This is a genomic window from Corynebacterium sp. AOP12-C2-36 (assembly GCF_052379185.1).
GTDB lineage: Bacteria > Actinomycetota > Actinomycetes > Mycobacteriales > Mycobacteriaceae > Corynebacterium.
The window spans coordinates 1-17158 of sequence record NZ_JBQSYJ010000005.1; the positions used below are offsets into that span (position 1 = coordinate 1).

A 17158-nucleotide genomic window follows, 5' to 3' on the forward strand; every position below is an offset into this window, starting at 1 on the left:
ATCCTCAGGCAGCTCGGGCAGCTCCGACAACGTGGGCACACCCGGCGAGGACGCCACCGGTGGCGACGTGCTCGGCGAGAACGAGAGCGCCGAGGGCAGAGATTCCGGTGACTCCGGGACCGTCGGCAACACCGGCACCCCGGAGCAGTCGGACGCCACCAGCGACCGTGGCGCGATCGACGCCGGCGGCGACGGCCCGATGTGCATCAACTGATCCGCCGCCGGCGTCAGTAGCGCCGCGTCCGCACGGTCGGGGCGCAGGACGCCACGGCGTGGGGGATCGCCTCGGCGATACGGCTCGCCGACGTCGGGGCGTGCCCCGCCGGGGTCCGGGCCGACAACTCGGCGGCCACAGCATGCAGCACCACCGCCTGGGGTGCCGGGAAAGCAGCCTTCCACCGGGGACGACGCCCGTCACCGTCGTCCGGCAACGAGGGACGTCCCTGCGCTGCCTTCGCTTCGTCACCGAACATCGCCTCTCTCTCCGCGGCCAGGGCCCCGAGGATCCCGGAGAGCACGTCCCCGGAACCCGGGGTCGCCCCCCAGGACGATCCGGCGTCGATGCAGGACACCGCCCTGCCGTCGGTGACCAGCGTGCGCCGGCCCTTGAGCAGCACCGCGCAGTTCAGCGCATCCGACAGCGCCACGACCGCGCCGATGCGGTCTTCCTCGGGGTCGGGGATCTCCGGGAACACCTCGGCCAGCCGGCGGAACTCTCCGGCGTGCGGGGTCAGCAGCGTGGCCGCCGGGGCCTCGTCGCGCAGGGCCCTCCCCTGCAGCGCCGAGCGCAGGTCCCCACGTCCGGCGAGCAGGGTGATCGCGTCGGCGTCGAGCACCAACGGTTCCGGGCGGCCGAGCAGTTCGGCTAGCTCACCGGCGGCGTCCTCCCCGGTGCCCCTTCCTGGTCCCGCCACCCAGGCCTGCACGCGGCCGGTGCGCGCCACGCCCGGCGACCACACGACCTCGGGGCAGGCCCGGACGACCTCCGCTGCGGCTGTCTGCGCTGCTTCTCCCCCGCCCAGCCCCACGTAACGCACCATCGAGCTGGTCGTGCGTACCGCCGCCGTCGTGGTGAGCACGCCGGCCCCCGGGTACACCGCCGAGCCGGCGCATACTCCGACCACCCCGCCGGAGTACTTGTCGTCGTCGGGGCCGGGCTCGTGCGCACCGTCGGCATGGGCGCATCCGATCCCGGTCAGCAGCAGGGTTCCGGAGACGTCGTACTCCTCGTCCATGGGGCGTTCGCACTCCGGGGTCACCGCGCGCACGGTGGTCACCGACAGTCTGGCCCTGTCCCGCACGGTCCCGGACAACTCCGCGGAGATCGTCCGCTCCGGATCCAGGCCCGCGTCGGCGAGCAGCACCTGCCCGCAGTAGGCGCTCACCGCGTGCGCCCGGCGCAGCCCGCCGAAGGTGACGGTCACGTCGGCGATGACGTGCGCCGGCACCCGGGTCCGCGTCAGCACCGTCAGTCCCGGCATGTTCCACTCCTCGGCACGGGGGTCCGGCGGGTCCTCCACGTCGATCATCGCCGGGGTGGCGCCGGTGTCCGCGGCGATCCCCGAGGGCACGTCCACGGCGAGAACGGGCACGAACCAGGCCGTGGCGTAGGCGAACAGCACCGCCGGCCCCTGCGACAAGCCGCCGTCCCCGCCGATGCCGAGCACCCCGTCGACGACCAGCCGGTGGTGCGAGGGACGGCGCCACACACTGTCCACCTCGACCACGGTGCCGCCGGCGGCGAGAAAGGCGTCCAACGCCCGGCGGTGCACCCGCCCGTCGCGTCCGAACAGGACGGCGTCCACCGACCATCCCTCGGCCGCCAGCTCCGCGGCGGCGTACAAGGCGTCGCCGCCGTTGCCGCCGCCACCGGCGGCGACCAGGACCCGGTCGTCGGCGCTGAGCCGGTTGTCGCGGGCGAGCATCACCCGCGCGGCCTGCGCCACTGCCGACGCCGCCGAGCGCATCAGCGCGTCCGGCCCGTCCTGCGCCTCCAGGAGCGGATGCTCCGCGGCGCGGACCTCGCCGACGGTGAACACCTCACCCTGCAGACTGCCCGGGACCTCGTAGTTTCTCGGCGACGCTTCCTGCTGACTCATACCCACACGCTACGGCCCGGTAATGTCTCTTCGCATGGACACCACCGCCGTACCCTCCCCCGCCAAAGTGGAACCTGCCGTGCGCACGCCCTGGCGGACGTGGGTCTCGGTGACCCTGCTCGGGTACGCCGGGGTCATCCTGGCGCTCACCACGCTGAAGTCCTTCTACACCATCGGGCTGCTGTGGAAGCCGGAGAACCAGCGGGTCCGCCAGCTGCGTCTCGTGCCCTTCGGCATCATCGAGGACTCCTCGACCACCTTCGGCTGGGTCTTCGACATCCTCGGCAACCTCGCCCTGTTCGTGCCGCTGGGCATGATGCTGATGGTCCTGTCCTGCCGGTGGAGGTGGACGGTGGGCATCGCCGCCCTTTTCAGCCTGGGCATCGAGGTCTCGCAGTACGTGTTCTCCCTGGGACGCTCGGACGTGACCGACCTGATCAGCAACACCGCCGGCGCCGCCCTCGGTGCCTGGATCGCCTGCTGGTTCGCCTCGCGTCCGGTGTGGTCGAAGAGGTGGCAGACCGTACTCACCGCGGCCGTGGGACTGGCGGTGCTGGTCTTCGTGGTGCTGGTGATCCTGGGCCCGGCGCTCGGCGACCCGGACAAGGTCGTCGGATGACCGGACGCTACCGCTAGTGTGGTCGCCATGGATCTGCTGTCCCCCTTCCTCGCGACCGACCCCGCCTCCCCCCGCCTGACGACCTACACGGACGCCGGGCGCATGGAACTCTCCGCCGCCACCCTGGCCAACTGGGCCGCCAAGGGCGGCAACCTCATGGCTGGTGAGCTGGGGCTGGGCCCCGGTGACGTGGTCGTGGTGGACGCACCGGCGGACTGGATGCCCGCCGCCATCGTCGTCGGCTGCTGGCGGGCCGGGGTCGCGGTGTGCTCACCGGACGCGCCCGCCGCGGCATCGGCGGCCGCGGTGGTGACCACGGATCCGGACGCGCATCCCGACACAGACGCCGAGGTCCTCCAGCTCTCCACCGACCCCTTCGGACGCGGTGTCGCCGAGGCCGGCGGGGACGTCGACTTCGGGGTCACGGACCTCTCCCCGGAGCTGCGGGTGCAGGGCGACCGCTACGCCGGTCCGGAGACCGGCGGTCGAGACGGCGCAGAGACCGTACTGCTGCACGCCTCGGACGGTTCGGAGGTGACCGGGGCGCAGCTTCGTGAGCGCGCCGCGCAGCGCTTCGAGGCCGGCACCCGGGCGGTCACCGGCGCGTGGGCGGACACAGACGGCCTGGTCGACACCCTGCTCCCCCTGTTCGTCGGCGGCTCCGTGGTGGCCTCCACCGACGACGCCGCCGAGCGGCTGCGTCACCTCGCCGAGACCGAGCGCGGCACCGTCACTCCGCGGTGATGACGCGGGTGACCAGGTCGCGTGCCTGGTCGAGGGCCTCGTCCTGGTCGCCCAGGAGGAACCCCTGGACCATGTAGGGGGCCATGTACTCGCCGGTCTCCAGGGCGAAGTGCAGGGTGAGGTTCAGTTGGTCGCCCTCCCCGGCGCCTTCGCCCTCCGCCGGCTCCGGGGTGCGCACGATGGTGTAGACCAGCAGGTCACCGGACGGGGTCTCCCCGGCGTCGACGTCGACGAGTTCGGCGTCCGCCTCCTCCAGCGCCGGGCGGATCCCCGAGATCACGTCGTCGCGGTCGACCGGCATCATCTGCCCGTCGAGCGGGGCGAGGGTCACCGCGGCGAAGCTCGACGCCGTGCGGTACCCGAAGGCCACCGTGCCCGGCGCGTCCTCCGGCACGGTGTCCAGTCCCTGCCAGTGCTCCGGAAGGGTCAGTGTGCGGCCGGTGTCCCCGATGCTGATCTCCATGGGGCACACGCTACCGGACGTCGGTGCGCGCGTTGCGCCACAGTCCGAGACCGGTCATGACAACGACCCAGCCGACGAGGATCACGTAGCAGCCGAAGGTGCTCACCCCCAGCTCGTAGGGGTCGGCGCCGTAGGCCAGCTGTCCCTGACGCAGTCCCGGGGCCAGGGCTGCGACCGGACGCAGCCACTCGTAGCGTCCCGTGGCCATGGCGAGCATGCCCTCGATGACCATCAGCCAGACGATCGGCAGCGCGACCGCACCGACCTGGCTGCGGATCACCGCGGCCAGACCCACGGACACGGCGGCGAAGACGACGCTGCCCAGCAGGCTCGCACCGAACTGCGCGACGCCGGTGCCGAGCTCCGCAGTCCCGCCGAACGCGAGCCCCGCCACCAGGGCCAGCGCCGTACCCACCAGGTAGGTCACGGCGGTGAACACCATCGTGACGACCACCTTCGCCAGGATCCAGAGGGAGCGGTCGGACTGGGTGAGGAACGCCTGGGCGTGCATGTTGTTGCGGATGTCGCCGGCGGTGGTCGCGGCGGCGAAGATGATCGCCACGATCTGGAAGATCATCGCGCCGGCGGAGAGCAACGCCCAGTCCACGACCTGGTCGGGGGCGTCGGCGAAGATCATGAACAGGGCGACCGGGGCGGACAGCGAGCCGACCATCAGGATCGTGTAGACCACCGACGAGCGCATGCTCAGGACCTTGGTGGTCTCCGAGCGCAGGGCGTTGAGCAATGAGGTTGGTGTTGGCATGTCTGTCTAGTTCCTTCCGGTCCGGTATTCCTGGGCCCCGGACGTCGCCTCGAGGAAGCGGGCCTCCAGGTTGTCGTGCTCCACACCCAGTGCGGTGACCGGGATGCCGTTGGTGAGTGCGGTCTCCGCGACGGCGCGACGTACCGTCGCGTCCTTCGCACCGTCGGGGACGGCGACGGTCAGGACGACGTCCTGCGCGCCCGTTCCCGCCCCGGCCTCGAAACCAGCGCTGCGCAGCGCCTCCGCCAGGACCGTCGCGGAGCGCGCGTCCACGGTCTCGACCGACACGCGGCTGCCGCCGGCGAGGAACTCCTCCATGGAGTACTCGCCGATCAGCTCGCCGCGGCCGATGACCACCAGCCGGTCGGCGGTGAGCTGCATCTCCGAGAGCAGGTGCGAGGACACCAGCACCGAGCGTCCCTCCGCGGCCAGCGCGCGGATGGTGTGGCGCATCCAGCTCACGCCCTCCGGGTCGAGGCCGTTGACCGGCTCGTCCAGGATCAGGTGTGCCGGGTCACCGAGCAGTGCCCCGGCCAGGCCGAGGCGCTGCTTCATGCCGAGCGAGTAGCCGCCGACCTTCTTGCCGCCCACCGCGGACAGGCCCACCAGCTCCAGGCAGGCCTCCACCCGGGAGTCGGGGATGCCCGCACCGCGGGCCAGGACGCGCAGGTGCGAGCGTCCGCTGCGCGCGGGGGTGAACCAGGACGCCTCCAGCAGCGCGCCGGCCACCGACGGCTTGTCGGCGACCTTCGCGAACGGTTCCCCGTCGAACAGTGCCTGACCTGCGGTGGGACTGTCCAGCCCCAGCATGCAGCGCATCGACGTCGACTTCCCCGACCCGTTGGGCCCCAGGAAACCGGTGACCGCGGCGTCCGGGACAGTGAACGTCAGGTCCTTCACGGCGTCCTGCCGTCCGTACCTCTTCGTCAAACCTTCTACTGTGATCATGGCTGACAGTCTGCCTCCTGCGACCGTCGTTCGCATCGTGCCACGGTATGAGATCCGCCCCCGTGCCGGTCCTCCAGCTCAGTCCTCCGGCTCAGTCCTCCAGCACGCGCACCGGGTCTACCAGCCCGTTGCTGAAGGCGAAGAGCACGGCGTGGACCCGGTCGCGCGAGTCCGTCTTCGCCAGGATCCGCCCCACGTGCGTCTTCACCGTGGGCAGGGAGACGAACAGCCGCCGGGCGATCTCGGGGTTGGAGTAGCCGCGGGCCACCAGCACGAGGATCTCGAGTTCACGCGGAGTCAGGGGGTCCGGAAGGTCCAGGGCCGCGGCGGCCGCGGCGACGTCCAACGGGGCGGTCTCGGGGTTCGTTTCGGGGTTCGTTTCGGGGTTCGTTTCGGGGTTCGTTTCGGGGGCCGCCCCTCCCCTGACCTGGCGCAACAGCCGCGCCGTCGCCTTCGGCGAGATCACCGCCTCCGCCTCCCCCACCGTGCGCACGGCGTCGATGAGCTCCTCCGGGTCGGCGTCCTTCAGCAGGAAGCCGCTGGCGCCGGCGGTGATCGAGCCCATCACGTACTCGTCGTTGTCGAAGGTGGTCAGCACCACCACCCTGGTCGGCTCACCGGAGGGGCCCGCGACCCCGGCGTCCACGATCTGCTTCGTCGCGGCGATGCCGTCGAGCTCGGGCATCTGCACGTCCATGAGGATCATGTCCACCGGCTGCCGCGTGGTGAGACGGACCGCCTCGGCTCCGTCGACCGCCTGCCAGAGCACACTGATGTCCGGCTGCGAGTCCAGCACCATGCCGAACCCCGCGCGCACCAGCTGCTGGTCGTCGGCCAGTCCGACGGTGATCGTGTGTTCGCTCATGCTCTCCCGTGCTCCTCGTACCTCATACCTTGTGCCCCTGGTGGACAGTGCGCTCAGATGCCGAGCACCACGTCGACCCGCCAACCGCCGACGTACGTCGCCGACGCACCCCATTCTGCCGTGCCCCCGTGGATCCTGGCACGTTCACGCAACCCGACCAGCCCCTGCCCGTCGGACCCGTCACCGTCGATGAGCCCGGTCCCCGGCGCGTTGTCCACGGTGAGGTGGATCTTGCCCGGCACGTTCCAGTCCACGAGCACCCGGGCGCGGGTCGGCCCGGCGTGCTTGAGGATGTTGGTCAGGCACTCCTGCACGGTGCGGTACACCGTGAGACCCGTGGCGACGTCCACGTCGACGGGCACACCGAGGACCTCGTAGTCCACGGTGAGGCCGGAGCGGCGCGCGTCGTCCACCAGGCCCGGCACCCCTGCCACCCCGGGCGGGGCGGTGGTGTCCCGGGTGGTGTCGCCGGTGCTCCCGGCACCGACACCTGCGCCACCGTCACTGCGCAGGACGCTGAGTAGCTGGCGCATCTGCGCCAGCGCGTCGCGTCCGGTGGCGCTGATCGTGTCGAGCGCCTCGATGGCCTTGGCCGGGTCCTGACGTCCGGCGTAGCGCCCGCCGTCCGCCTGCGCGATGACGGCGGTGAGCGAATGGGCGACGATGTCGTGCATCTCCCGGGCGATACGCGTGCGCTCGGTGACGGCGGCGAGCTCCGCCCGCGCGGCGAGTGACTCCATGCGCTGGTACTGGCGGCGCGTGGTCAAGCCCAGCTGCCAGAACAGGCCGATCGAGATCACCGCGAGCAGGGCCAGCACCACACACATCACCAGGAGCTGGACCAGCGGCGGACTGTACTGCTCCACCGCGGGGTCGACGGTGGCCGCCGACGCGCCCCAGGCCATGCCTCGTCCCGACATCACGCTGACGACCACCACCTCGGCGACCGAGCCCGCCACGATCAACGCCAGCCACATGCGTCGGCGGCGCCGGACGAACGCGGAGACGAACCAGGCCTCGTAGCAGACCACGAGGTAGGCCAGGAGGTAGATGCCGGAGAGGCTGACACCCGCGGCGAGCAGACCGACGGCGACCATGGCCAGCCCCAGCTCCGCACGCCACCGCTGCACCAGCAGCCCGACGAACACGAGGGTGTAGCCGACCACGAGTATCCAGGCCGGCACCGGACTGCCGAAGGAGAAGGCGTTGCCCGCGTCCAACGCGCCGAACAGGAAGAACACGGCCGACTGGATGACGAGTTGGAGCCACAGGCCCCGGTCGCGCCAGAACGGCCCCCGCTGGGCCTGCGGGGCTCTCGGCGCCCGGGGGCGGGTTGTCACGGCGACTTCCGGCTGTTCCATCACGCTCTCAGATCCTACGGCAGTCCCCACCTGCGACGGATCGTCCTGCGGTATGATTCCCCACCATGGCCGACGTCGAATTCTCGCATGTGGACATCCGGTACCCGGGTGCCGAGTCCCCCACCGTCCCGGACCTCAACCTCGCCATCGGCGACGGCGAGTTCCTCGTGCTCGTCGGGCCGTCCGGCTGCGGAAAGTCGACGATCCTGCGCTCCCTCGCGGGCCTGGAACCCACGAGTGCGGGCGCGGTGACCATCGGCGGGCGCGACGTGACCGGTGTCGAGCCCGGTGACCGGGACATCGCGATGGTCTTCCAGGACTACGCCCTCTACCCCCACATGTCGGTGCGCGAGAACATGGCGTTCGCGCTGACCATCGCCAAGCGGCCCAAGGCCGAGATCGCCGAGCGTGTGCAGCACGCCGCCGACCTGCTCGACCTGGGTGACTACCTCGACCGCAAGCCCAAGGACCTCTCCGGCGGTCAGCGGCAGCGCGTGGCGATGGGCCGGGCGATCGTGCGTGAGCCTCAGGTGTTCCTCATGGACGAGCCGCTGTCGAACCTGGACGCGAAGCTGCGCGTGCAGACCCGCGCCCAGATCGTGAAGCTGCAGCACGACCTGGGCGTGACCACGGTGTACGTGACGCACGACCAGGTGGAGGCGATGACCATGGGCGACCGCGTGGCGGTGCTCAGGGACGGACGGCTGCAGCAGGTCGACACACCGCAGAGGCTCTACAACGAGCCGGTCAACGCCTTCGTCGCCGGGTTCATCGGCTCCCCGGCGATGAACCTGCTCGTCCTGCCCGCCGGGCAGGACGAGCTGGCCGGTCTCGGCGTCCGACGGCCCGACGGGGTCACCGGCGAGCTGCTGGTGGGGGTGCGTCCCGAGCACCTGGTGGTCGGCGCCGGGCAGGACGGTCTCGGCGGCACGGTGTCGCTGGTCGAGGAGCTCGGCGCGGACTCCAACGTCTACGCCGACACCGCGGCCGGCCAGGTGACCGCGAAGTCGCAGGCGCAGGCACCGGAGCTCCCGCGCATCGGGGGGAGCGTCTCGTTCACCCTCACCGACACAGCCCGGGTGCATTTCTTCGACGCGGTGTCCGGTCGGCGGGTGAGCTGACACCCCCGTTGCACCCCGGATCCGGTGCGCAGATACTACACTCAACCGAAGAACCCGCCCGGCGGCGTGCCTCGCACCTCCCGCCACGGTGGGGGTGACGTTTCATCAGTTGAGTTCCGTCGGCGGTGGTCGTGCGGAGCCGTACCTACGTAGAAAGGTTCGGGCCATGGCCAACCTCTCAAAGAAGATCCTGGCCGGTGTCTCGGCCGTCGGGCTCAGCGCAGCGCTGGTGTCCTGCTCCTCCGACGACGGCGGCGACGGGGGGAACGGGGGCAACGGCGGTTCCGACGGTCACGGCCCCATCACCTTCGCGATGGGCAAGAACGACACGGACAAGCTCCGCCCCATCATCGACAAGTGGAACGAGGACAACCCGGACGAGCAGGTCACCCTCCAGGAGCTCGCCGGCGAGGCGGACGCCCAGCGTGACACGCTCGTGCAGTCCCTGCAGGCCGGCGCCTCCGACATCGACGTGATGGCCCTCGACGTGGTCTGGACCGCGCAGTTCGCCGCGCAGGGCTGGCTCGCCCCGCTGCAGGACGACCTCGAGGTCTCCACCGACGGTCTGCTGGAGGCCACCGTGGACTCCGCCACCTACAACGACGTGCTCTACGCGCTGCCGCAGAACACCAACGGCCAGCTGCTGTACCGCAACACCGACATGGTGCCCGAGGCCCCGGAGAACTGGGACGACGTGGTCTCCTCCTGCGAGGAGGTCACCGACGACAACAACGACTGCCTGATCACCCAGCTCAAGCAGTACGAGGGACTCACGGTCTCCACCGCCGGCTTCATGAGCGGCTGGGGCGGCGGCATCCTCGACGAGAACGGCGACGTCACCGTGACCTCGGACGAGTCCCGCGAGGGCCTGCAGGCCCTGGTCGACGCCTACGAGGACGGCACGATCTCCCGCTCCTCCACCGGTGCGACCGAGGAGGAGACCAACCTGAGCTTCACCCAGGGCCAGAACGCCATGGCGATCAACTGGCCGTACATGTACGGCGAGGCCGAGGCCGAGGGCTCCGCCGTCGCCGGCAAGGTCGAGGTCCAGCCGCTCGTCGGCAAGGACGGGGTGGGCGTCTCCACCCTGGGCGGCTACAACAACGGCATTAACGTGAACTCGGAGAACAAGGCCACCGCCCTGGACTTCATGCAGTTCATCATCAGCGAGGAGAACCAGCGTTCCTTCGCCGAGGAGTCCTTCCCGCCGGTGCTGTCCTCCATCTACGACGATGAGTCGCTGATCGAGGAGTTCCCCTACCTCCCGGCCCTGAAGGAGTCGCTGGAGAACGCCGAGCCGCGCCCGGTGTCCCCGTCCTACGACTCGCTGTCCAAGGCGGTCCAGGACAACGCCTACGCCGCCATCACCGGCGGCAAGAGCGTCGAGGACGCGACGAACGACATGGAGTCCGCCATCGCGAACGTGACCGGCTAACCACGGTCCCGCTCTCCTCCCCGCCAGAGCCGCAGCGCCCGGTTGCCGTCGCACCCCGTCGACGGCATTCCGGGCGTCGCGTTTTACCGATAAGGTTCACCCTGTGACTTCCGTAACACCCCAGAAGAAGCGTGACCTGCGCGCCGTGTGGCTCGTCGGCCCCAGTCTCGCGCTGCTCGCCGTGGTCATCGGCTACCCGATCCTGCGCGCGGTCTACCTGTCCTTCCAGGCCGACCGTCACCTCGACCCGGACACCGGTATGTTCGTCGACGGCGGGTTCGCCGGGCTGGACCACTACCTGTACTGGCTGACGCAGCGGTGCCTGTCCCCCACCGGGGAGGCCACGACCTGTGCGCCGGGCAACCTGGCCACGGACTTCTGGCCGGCGTTGTGGATCACCCTGTTCTTCGTGGTGGTCACCGTCGCCCTGGAGACCGCACTGGGGCTGTGGATGGCGATCACCATGTCGAAGACCTTCTGGGGACGCAGCCTGCTGCGTGCCGCGGTGCTGATCCCCTGGGCGATCCCCACGGCGGTGACGGCGAAGCTGTGGCAGTTCATCTTCGCCCCGGACGGCATCGTCAACTCCATGTTCGGGCTGAACGTCGCCTGGACCACCGACCCCTGGGCCGCCCGCTTCGCCGTGATCATCGCCGACGTGTGGAAGACCGCACCGTTCATGGCGCTGCTGATCCTCGCCGGCCTGCAGATGGTCCCCGGCGGGGTCTACGAGGCCGCGCGGGTGGACGGGGCGTCACGCTGGCAGCAGTTCACCCGCATCACCCTGCCGCTGATCAAGCCGGCGCTGATGGTGGCGGTGCTGTTCCGCACCCTGGACGCGCTGCGCATGTACGACCTGCCGGTGATCATGATCAGCGAGTCGACGAACTCGCCGACCGCGGTGATCAGCCAGCTGGTGATCACCGACACCAAGTCCGGCAACTTCAACTCCGCCTCGGCGGTGTCCACGCTGATCTTCCTGCTCATCTTCGCCGTGGCCTTCGTGATGGTGAAGTTCCTCGGCGCCGACGTCGCCGGCACGCAGAACATGCCGCGCACGGCACGCAGGGGCCTGTTCGGACGCAGACGTGACCCGGACGAACCCCCGGAACCCCGGCACACGACCGGCGACACGACCGGTGACAAGACCCCTGAAGAAACCACGGAGGCCACCCGATGATGAAGGTCGTCCGCAACTACCTGCCCGTGCTCGTCATCCTGGTCTGGGCGCTCGCCCCGTTCTACTGGATGGTGGTCACCGCCTTCCGCGACAAGGCCCACACCTTCTCCACCAACCCGGTGCCCAGCCACCTCACCCTCGACAACTTCAAGGACGCCCTGGCCACCGACGCGGGCAACAACTTCCTGCGCGCCATCGGCAACAGCCTGATCATCGGCGTGGCGACCACCGCCATCGCCCTGGTCGTCGGCGTCTTCACCGCCTACGCCCTGGCACGCGTGGACTTCCGCGGCAAGGGGTTCGTCACCGGCATCATCCTCGCCGCCTCGATGTTCCCCGGCATCGCCCTGGTGACCCCGTTGTTCCAGCTGTTCAGCAACATCGGCTGGATCGGCACCTACCAGGCGTTGATCATCCCGAACATCTCCTTCGTCCTCCCGCTGACCGTCTACACCCTGACGTCCTTCTTCCGTGAGCTGCCGTGGAAGCTCGAGGAGGCCGCCCGGGTGGACGGGGCGTCGCGGGGACTCGCCTTCCGCAAGGTCATCCTGCCGCTCGCCGCCCCGGCGCTGTTCACCACCGCGATCCTGGCGTTCATCGCCACGTGGAACGAGTTCATGCTGGCCAAGCAGCTGTCCACCACGTCGACCGAGCCGGTGACGGTGGCCATCGCCCGCTTCACCGGGGCGAGCGCCTTCCAGTTCCCCTACGCCGCCACGATGGCCGCCGGCGCGCTGGTGACCATCCCGCTGGTGGTCATGGTGCTGGTGTTCCAGCGCCGCATCGTCTCCGGGCTGACCGCCGGTGGCGTGAAGTGACCCCCGACAGATCCGAGTACCGTCGCCGACGCACCGTCCTGGAGGCGGTCCTCGGATTCCTGGCGTTCTTCTGCGTCCTGGCCCTCGTCCAGGCCGTGTGGAACGTGCTCCAGGACGACCCGGCGGTGTGGCCCGCCCTGCTGCTCGCCGCGCTCCTCCTCGCCACGTGGGCGGTGTGGCGCCGGTGGCGCCGCTACGACTGAAGGACGAAGGACGCCAGCCTTCCCCGCACCGTCTCAGGCCCGCCCCAGCACCCGGTGGATCATCAGCGCCACGTACTCGCGCAGGTACGCCGCCGGCAACGACGGTTTGGGCGTCGGGGCACCCAGCACCACCGCGTCGAAGGGACGCCCGTTGCCACCCCGCTCCTCCTGCAGCATCGCCACGATGCGCTCGGTGCGCATCACGTGGAAGTCCGAGGTGCACACCACGATCGACGGGTGACGCACCCCCTGCCCTGCCAGGAGGTCGAGGCTGAAGTGGAGGTTCTCGGTGGTGTCCGTGGCGTCCCGCTCCTCCAGGATCACCTCGCGCGGGAATCCGCGGGACGCGAGGTAGCGGTGCATCGCCTCCGCCTCGGTGCAGGGCTCGTCCTCCCCCATCCCGCCGGAGACGATCAGCTCCACCGGTGAGCCCGGGTCCGCGTCGGTCAGCGTGCGCCAGGCAGCGGCACCCCGGTCGCACCGGCAGGCCAGCAGTGCACTGACCTTGTCGTGGTGGAGGCCCGCGCCGAGGACGACCACGGCGTCCACACCTGCGCCACCGGAATCCACCGGCACCGGCCGGTGTCGACCCCGCCGCACCTGCCACAGGAACAGCATCATCGAGCCCACCGCGGCGACCCAGAGCACCACCCCGGCGGCACCCAGCACGGTGAGCACGATCAGGGCGTCGTTCACGCCCGGGCCCCAGCTACGCCAGGTGCGCCACGCGGCCGTGGCAAGCACCGCGCTGCCGAGTCCGAGGGTCAGCATCATCGCCGCGGCGACCACGGTGCTCAGATGGAACCAGCCGCGACCGTCGACCCCGGGCAGGGCGTCTCCCATCCACCGGGCGACGACCCACCCCACGCCGGCCACGAGCAGCTGCGAGATCCCCCACGAGATCCACAACGGCACCGGGAAACCGCCGCCGTGGGCGGCGACGATCAGCCACGCCCACATCAACTCGGCGACGAGCAGCACCATCAGCCCGTTGCCGTGCCAGCGCGACCGCGACTTCACCGTCCACGCCGTGGCGGCGACCGCCACCGCGACGAGGACGGTGACCAGCAGCATTCCCGACATTCCGGCGGTTCCTACTCCCCCATCAGCTGCTGCTTGAGACGGTGGTCCTTCTCCAGCACCTCGTCGCGCATGCGCTCCTGGTAGGCGACCATGCCCTCCAGCAGACGGGGATCGGCCACCCCCAGCATGCGCACGGCCAGCAGGCCGGCGTTCTTCGCCCCGTCGATGGACACCGTGGCGGTCGGCACACCGGCCGGCATCTGCACGATGGACAGCAGCGAGTCGAGCCCGTCGAGGTTCTTCAGCGCCCGCGGGATACCGATGACCGGCAGCGGGGTGGCCGCGGCGACCATGCCGGGCAGGTGGGCGGCGCCGCCGGCGCAGGCGATGATCACCTTCACCCCGGTGGTGTGCGCCGCGCGGGCGTAGTCCAGCATCCGCTCGGGGGTGCGGTGGGCGGACACCACACCGATCTCCATGGGTACGCCGAACTCCGCCAGGACCTGCGCGGCAGGCTCCACGGTCGGCCAGTCGGAGTCCGACCCCATCACGATGCCGACCAGCGGGGTCGGCGCCACGTTGTGTTCACTGCTCTCGGTAGTCACGCCGACCGATCCTACCCCGTCAGGCGTCCGTCCAGCGCGCCGTCACCAGGAAGTCGGACGCCAGGCGCGCGTCGCGGCGCAGCGCCTCCACCGCGTCGGCCGCGGCGGCCTGCCCGAAGGGCAACGACATGTTCACGTGCCCGATCTTGCGGCGCGGCCGCCAGTCCTTGCCGTAGAGGTGGATCTTCGCCGTCGGGAAGCGGCGCCACACCTCGTCCATGCGCTCCGGCATCGGCATCTGCGGGTCCGCCTCGTCGTGCCCCAGGACGTTGGCCATCACCGTGGCACCGGTGAGCTGTTCGGTGGAGCCCAGCGGGCGGTCCAGGACGGCGCGCAGGTGCTGCTCGAACTGGCTCGTCACGCAGCCGTCCTGCGTCCAGTGCCCGGTGTTGTGCGGGCGCATGGCCAGCTCGTTGACGATGATCTCCGGCTGACCGGCCTCGTCCTCGGTCTCGAAGAGCTCCACGGCGAGCACACCGGTGACGCCCAGCTCCGCGGCGACCTCGCGGGCCAGGTCGTGGGCCTGGGCCACCACACGCGCCTGGCCGTCCGACGCCACCGGCGCCGGCGACACCGCCAGGTAGCAGATCCCGTCGGCCTGCACCGACTCCACCACCGGCCAGGACGCGACCTCGCCGGACGGGGTGCGCGCCACCATCGCCGACAGTTCGCGCACCAGACGCACCTTCTTCTCCGCCATCAGCGGGACGTCCTGCGCCAGCAGTTCGGCGACGAGGGTGGCGGTCTCCTCACGCGAGCCGGGGAACCACACGCCCTTGCCGTCGTAGCCGCCACGGCGGGCCTTCAGGCACACGGCACCGTCGGTGGCGTCCCAGAAACCGGTGGCGTCCTCCACCGTCTCCACCGCCAGGAACGGCGGCACCGGGGCACCGATCTCGCGCATGCGCTTACGCATCACCAGCTTGTCCTGCGCGTTGATCAGGGCGGACGGCTGGGGCTGGACGTTGACGCCCTCGGCGATCAGGCCCTCGAGGTAGGCGTTCGGCACGTGCTCGTGGTCGAAGGTCACCGCGTCCGCACCGTCCGAGACCGCGCGGACCACGTCCTCCCGCGTGTACTCCCCCAGCCACACGTCCGCCGTCGCCTGCGACGCCGAGGACGCCCCCGAGCCGGCGAGCAGTCGCACGGTGAGCCCCAGCTCGATGCCGGCCTGCTGCATCATCCGGGCCAGCTGGCCGTCACCGATCACGGTGACCAGCGGCATGTCCGGGGAGTGCGCCTCCGGGCGGGCGAGAGTTCGGTCCAGAGTTGGTTCCAGGTTCTTCTGCTCGTCAGTCACGGTGGTTCAGTATAGCGGCCGCGGCAGGTTCACCGGGATGCGGGAACGAACCATGCGGGCGAACCTGCGGGCGTAGGGGACGTCGCGCAGCACCAGCGGACGCCCGCCGCCACGCAGGAACACACGCACCTCCGACTTGTGCGCGCTCACGTCCACGATCTGACCCAACGGCACCTCGCCGACCTGGCTGCGCAGGTGCCCCGTGGCGGTTATGAGCCGGCGGTCGGTGAGCATCATCCGGCTGCGGTGGCGGAACAGCAGGTGACGCAGGCACCTCCGCCACGCCAGCCACACCCACAGCACCAGCAACGCCCGGCGCGCCCACAGCGCCGCGGTGGCGGTGGACGCGTCCGACTCGCCGACGAGCAGCGGGACGTCGCCGATGTTGTCCGGCACGTAGCCGACCCACGTGGTCGCCAGCCCGCCGAGGTAGGAGTCGAGCAGGCCCACGACCATCCAGACCAGCCCGGTGATCACGATGAGTTCCAGCACCGGGAACAGCGTGCTGCGCCGCGAGGGGCTGAGCTCGGCGAAAACCTGCTCGTCCGGGGCGAACTGGATCTTCGGCACGACCGCGCCCCCTTACCCTCGTCCGACGGGGCGCAGGTGCACCACGTCACCGGCGGTGACGGTCCGCCGCTCCCCTGTGCCCGTCGCGCCTGTCTCCATGACGAGCCCACCGTGGGCGTCGAGGTCCACGGCCGTGCCGGTGAGCTCCTCGCCGCCCGGCAGCTCGGCGCGCACCCGGGTGCCCAGGGTCGCGGACAGTTCCCGGTAACGCCGACGCAGCCCGTCCAGCGCCGCCCCGCCGGAGCGCCACGCCTCGTCCACGGCCAGGATGCTCCGCAGTTCCGCGGCGGCGACGCGTTCGCGGTCCTCCACCGAGGCCAACGACGCGCCCTGCGTGGTCAGGGAGGTGCCGGCCTCGACACCGGCCTCGTCGAACTCCTCCGGGGTGATCGAGGCGTTCAGCCCGACCCCCACGACCACGGCGACCGGGTTGGTGCTCACCGCCTCGACGAGGATGCCGGCGAGCTTGCGGTAGCCGTGCGGGGTGCGCTCGCCGGGGGCCTCCGGCACGATCACGTCGTTCGGCCACTTGAGCTGCGCGTCCACCCCCACGCTGCGTGCGGCCTCCGCCACGGCCACCCCGACCAGCAGCGGCAGCTCGCCGAAGCGTTCCACCGGCACCTCCCGGGCGGACGGACGCAGCAGGACGCTCATGATCACCTGCGCGCCCGCCGGCGCCGACCACCGACGGCCCAAGCGTCCGCGGGCGGTGACCTGCTCCTCGGCCAGGATCACCGAACGGTCGGCGATGTCCGGGTCGACGCGGTAGGCGTCCGCCAGGTCCGCGTTGGTGGAACCGGTGGTGCCGACCACGGTCAGCGGACCGGCCACCCCCGCCCCGGCGCCGTCCGCCACGAGGCGGGCGAGGCGGGTCGCGTCCAGCGCGGCACGGGAGTTCCCGGGGCCAGAGTTCCCGGGGTCGACGGATTCAGACGGGGCACCTGTCATGGCCACAAGGATAACGCGCCCGCGCCCCGACGGCGGAGTGGGCCGCACCGGCCAGGCGGTGAGGACTTCCGGACGGGTTTGCTCCTAGACTGT

At 70.8% G+C, this 17158-nt stretch carries 18 protein-coding genes and 1 pseudogene; 8 read left to right on the forward strand and 11 right to left on the reverse strand.

The window, feature by feature from the left end:
* A pseudogene (locus ACT3UN_RS05375) lies at positions 1-214 on the forward strand (hypothetical protein); the annotation flags it as partial.
* Between the two features lie 13 nt (positions 215-227).
* Here the strand turns inward: ACT3UN_RS05375 and ACT3UN_RS05380 are convergent.
* The gene (locus ACT3UN_RS05380; RefSeq protein WP_441582986.1) at positions 228-2099 is read right to left on the reverse strand and encodes a bifunctional ADP-dependent NAD(P)H-hydrate dehydratase/NAD(P)H-hydrate epimerase; all 1872 of its coding nucleotides are present in this window, start codon (positions 2097-2099) and stop codon (positions 228-230) included.
* A gap of 34 nt (positions 2100-2133) precedes the next feature.
* Between ACT3UN_RS05380 and ACT3UN_RS05385 the strand changes: the two genes are divergently transcribed.
* On the forward strand, positions 2134-2718 hold the full coding sequence (locus tag ACT3UN_RS05385) for a VanZ family protein (protein WP_441582985.1): 585 nt from the start codon (positions 2134-2136) through the stop codon (positions 2716-2718).
* A 27-nt stretch (positions 2719-2745) separates the two neighbouring features.
* Positions 2746-3462 carry a TIGR03089 family protein gene (locus ACT3UN_RS05390; RefSeq protein ID WP_441582984.1) on the forward strand — a complete coding sequence of 239 codons (717 nt, stop codon included), beginning with the start codon at positions 2746-2748 and terminating at the stop codon, positions 3460-3462.
* On the opposite strand, the gene ACT3UN_RS05395 is transcribed toward ACT3UN_RS05390, so the two are convergent.
* The 5 genes from ACT3UN_RS05395 to ACT3UN_RS05415 form a co-directional block, all read right to left on the reverse strand.
* Positions 3449-3925, reverse strand: coding sequence for a hypothetical protein (locus ACT3UN_RS05395; protein WP_301442588.1), 477 nt, complete (start codon positions 3923-3925; stop codon positions 3449-3451). The two genes, ACT3UN_RS05390 and ACT3UN_RS05395, sit on opposite strands and share 14 nt — an antisense overlap.
* 10 nt (positions 3926-3935) lie before the next feature.
* The gene (locus tag ACT3UN_RS05400) at positions 3936-4688 is read right to left on the reverse strand and encodes an ABC transporter permease (RefSeq protein ID WP_441578773.1); all 753 of its coding nucleotides are present in this window, start codon (positions 4686-4688) and stop codon (positions 3936-3938) included.
* Positions 4689-4694: 6 nt separating this feature from the next.
* Positions 4695-5636 (reverse strand): ABC transporter ATP-binding protein, encoded by a 942-nt coding sequence (locus tag ACT3UN_RS05405; RefSeq protein WP_301442590.1) that lies wholly within the window; start codon positions 5634-5636, stop codon positions 4695-4697.
* Positions 5637-5727: 91 nt separating this feature from the next.
* On the reverse strand, positions 5728-6501 hold the full coding sequence (locus tag ACT3UN_RS05410) for a response regulator (protein WP_444656661.1): 774 nt from the start codon (positions 6499-6501) through the stop codon (positions 5728-5730).
* A gap of 53 nt (positions 6502-6554) precedes the next feature.
* A complete protein-coding gene (locus ACT3UN_RS05415) occupies positions 6555-7862 on the reverse strand; it encodes a sensor histidine kinase (RefSeq protein WP_441582982.1) in 1308 nt (435 codons plus the stop codon).
* Positions 7863-7927: 65 nt separating this feature from the next.
* Here ACT3UN_RS05415 and ACT3UN_RS05420 point away from each other — a divergent pair, with 65 nt between their 5' ends.
* From ACT3UN_RS05420 to ACT3UN_RS05440, 5 genes are all read left to right on the forward strand, one after another.
* A complete protein-coding gene (locus ACT3UN_RS05420; RefSeq protein ID WP_301442593.1) occupies positions 7928-8983 on the forward strand; it encodes an ABC transporter ATP-binding protein in 1056 nt (351 codons plus the stop codon).
* A 166-nt stretch (positions 8984-9149) separates the two neighbouring features.
* Entirely contained in the window at positions 9150-10418 is a 1269-nt protein-coding gene (locus ACT3UN_RS05425) for an ABC transporter substrate-binding protein (RefSeq protein ID WP_301442594.1), read from the forward strand.
* Positions 10419-10521: 103 nt separating this feature from the next.
* Positions 10522-11598 (forward strand): carbohydrate ABC transporter permease, encoded by a 1077-nt coding sequence (locus ACT3UN_RS05430; RefSeq protein WP_441578776.1) that lies wholly within the window; start codon positions 10522-10524, stop codon positions 11596-11598.
* Positions 11598-12416, forward strand: a complete 819-nt coding sequence (locus tag ACT3UN_RS05435) for a carbohydrate ABC transporter permease (RefSeq protein ID WP_301442601.1) — start codon at positions 11598-11600, stop codon at positions 12414-12416. Before ACT3UN_RS05430 ends, ACT3UN_RS05435 begins: the two co-directional genes overlap by 1 nt.
* The gene (locus ACT3UN_RS05440; protein WP_301442596.1) at positions 12413-12619 is read left to right on the forward strand and encodes a hypothetical protein; all 207 of its coding nucleotides are present in this window, start codon (positions 12413-12415) and stop codon (positions 12617-12619) included. Before ACT3UN_RS05435 ends, ACT3UN_RS05440 begins: the two co-directional genes overlap by 4 nt.
* A gap of 33 nt (positions 12620-12652) precedes the next feature.
* Here the strand turns inward: ACT3UN_RS05440 and ACT3UN_RS05445 are convergent, their stop codons facing one another.
* The 5 genes from ACT3UN_RS05445 to ACT3UN_RS05465 form a co-directional block, all read right to left on the reverse strand.
* Positions 12653-13702 carry a YdcF family protein gene (locus ACT3UN_RS05445; RefSeq protein WP_301442597.1) on the reverse strand — a complete coding sequence of 350 codons (1050 nt, stop codon included), beginning with the start codon at positions 13700-13702 and terminating at the stop codon, positions 12653-12655.
* Positions 13703-13713: 11 nt separating this feature from the next.
* Positions 13714-14190, reverse strand: coding sequence for a 5-(carboxyamino)imidazole ribonucleotide mutase (gene purE, locus ACT3UN_RS05450; RefSeq protein ID WP_075811356.1), 477 nt, complete (start codon positions 14188-14190; stop codon positions 13714-13716).
* Between the two features lie 76 nt (positions 14191-14266).
* A complete protein-coding gene (locus ACT3UN_RS05455; protein WP_441578789.1) occupies positions 14267-15472 on the reverse strand; it encodes a 5-(carboxyamino)imidazole ribonucleotide synthase in 1206 nt (401 codons plus the stop codon).
* An 81-nt stretch (positions 15473-15553) separates the two neighbouring features.
* On the reverse strand, positions 15554-16117 hold the full coding sequence (locus tag ACT3UN_RS05460; protein ID WP_301442598.1) for a PH domain-containing protein: 564 nt from the start codon (positions 16115-16117) through the stop codon (positions 15554-15556).
* 12 nt (positions 16118-16129) lie between these two features.
* Positions 16130-17065: a biotin--[acetyl-CoA-carboxylase] ligase gene (locus ACT3UN_RS05465; protein ID WP_444656664.1), complete on the reverse strand. Its 936-nt coding sequence runs from the start codon at positions 17063-17065 to the stop codon at positions 16130-16132.
* Positions 17066-17158 lie beyond the last annotated feature (93 nt).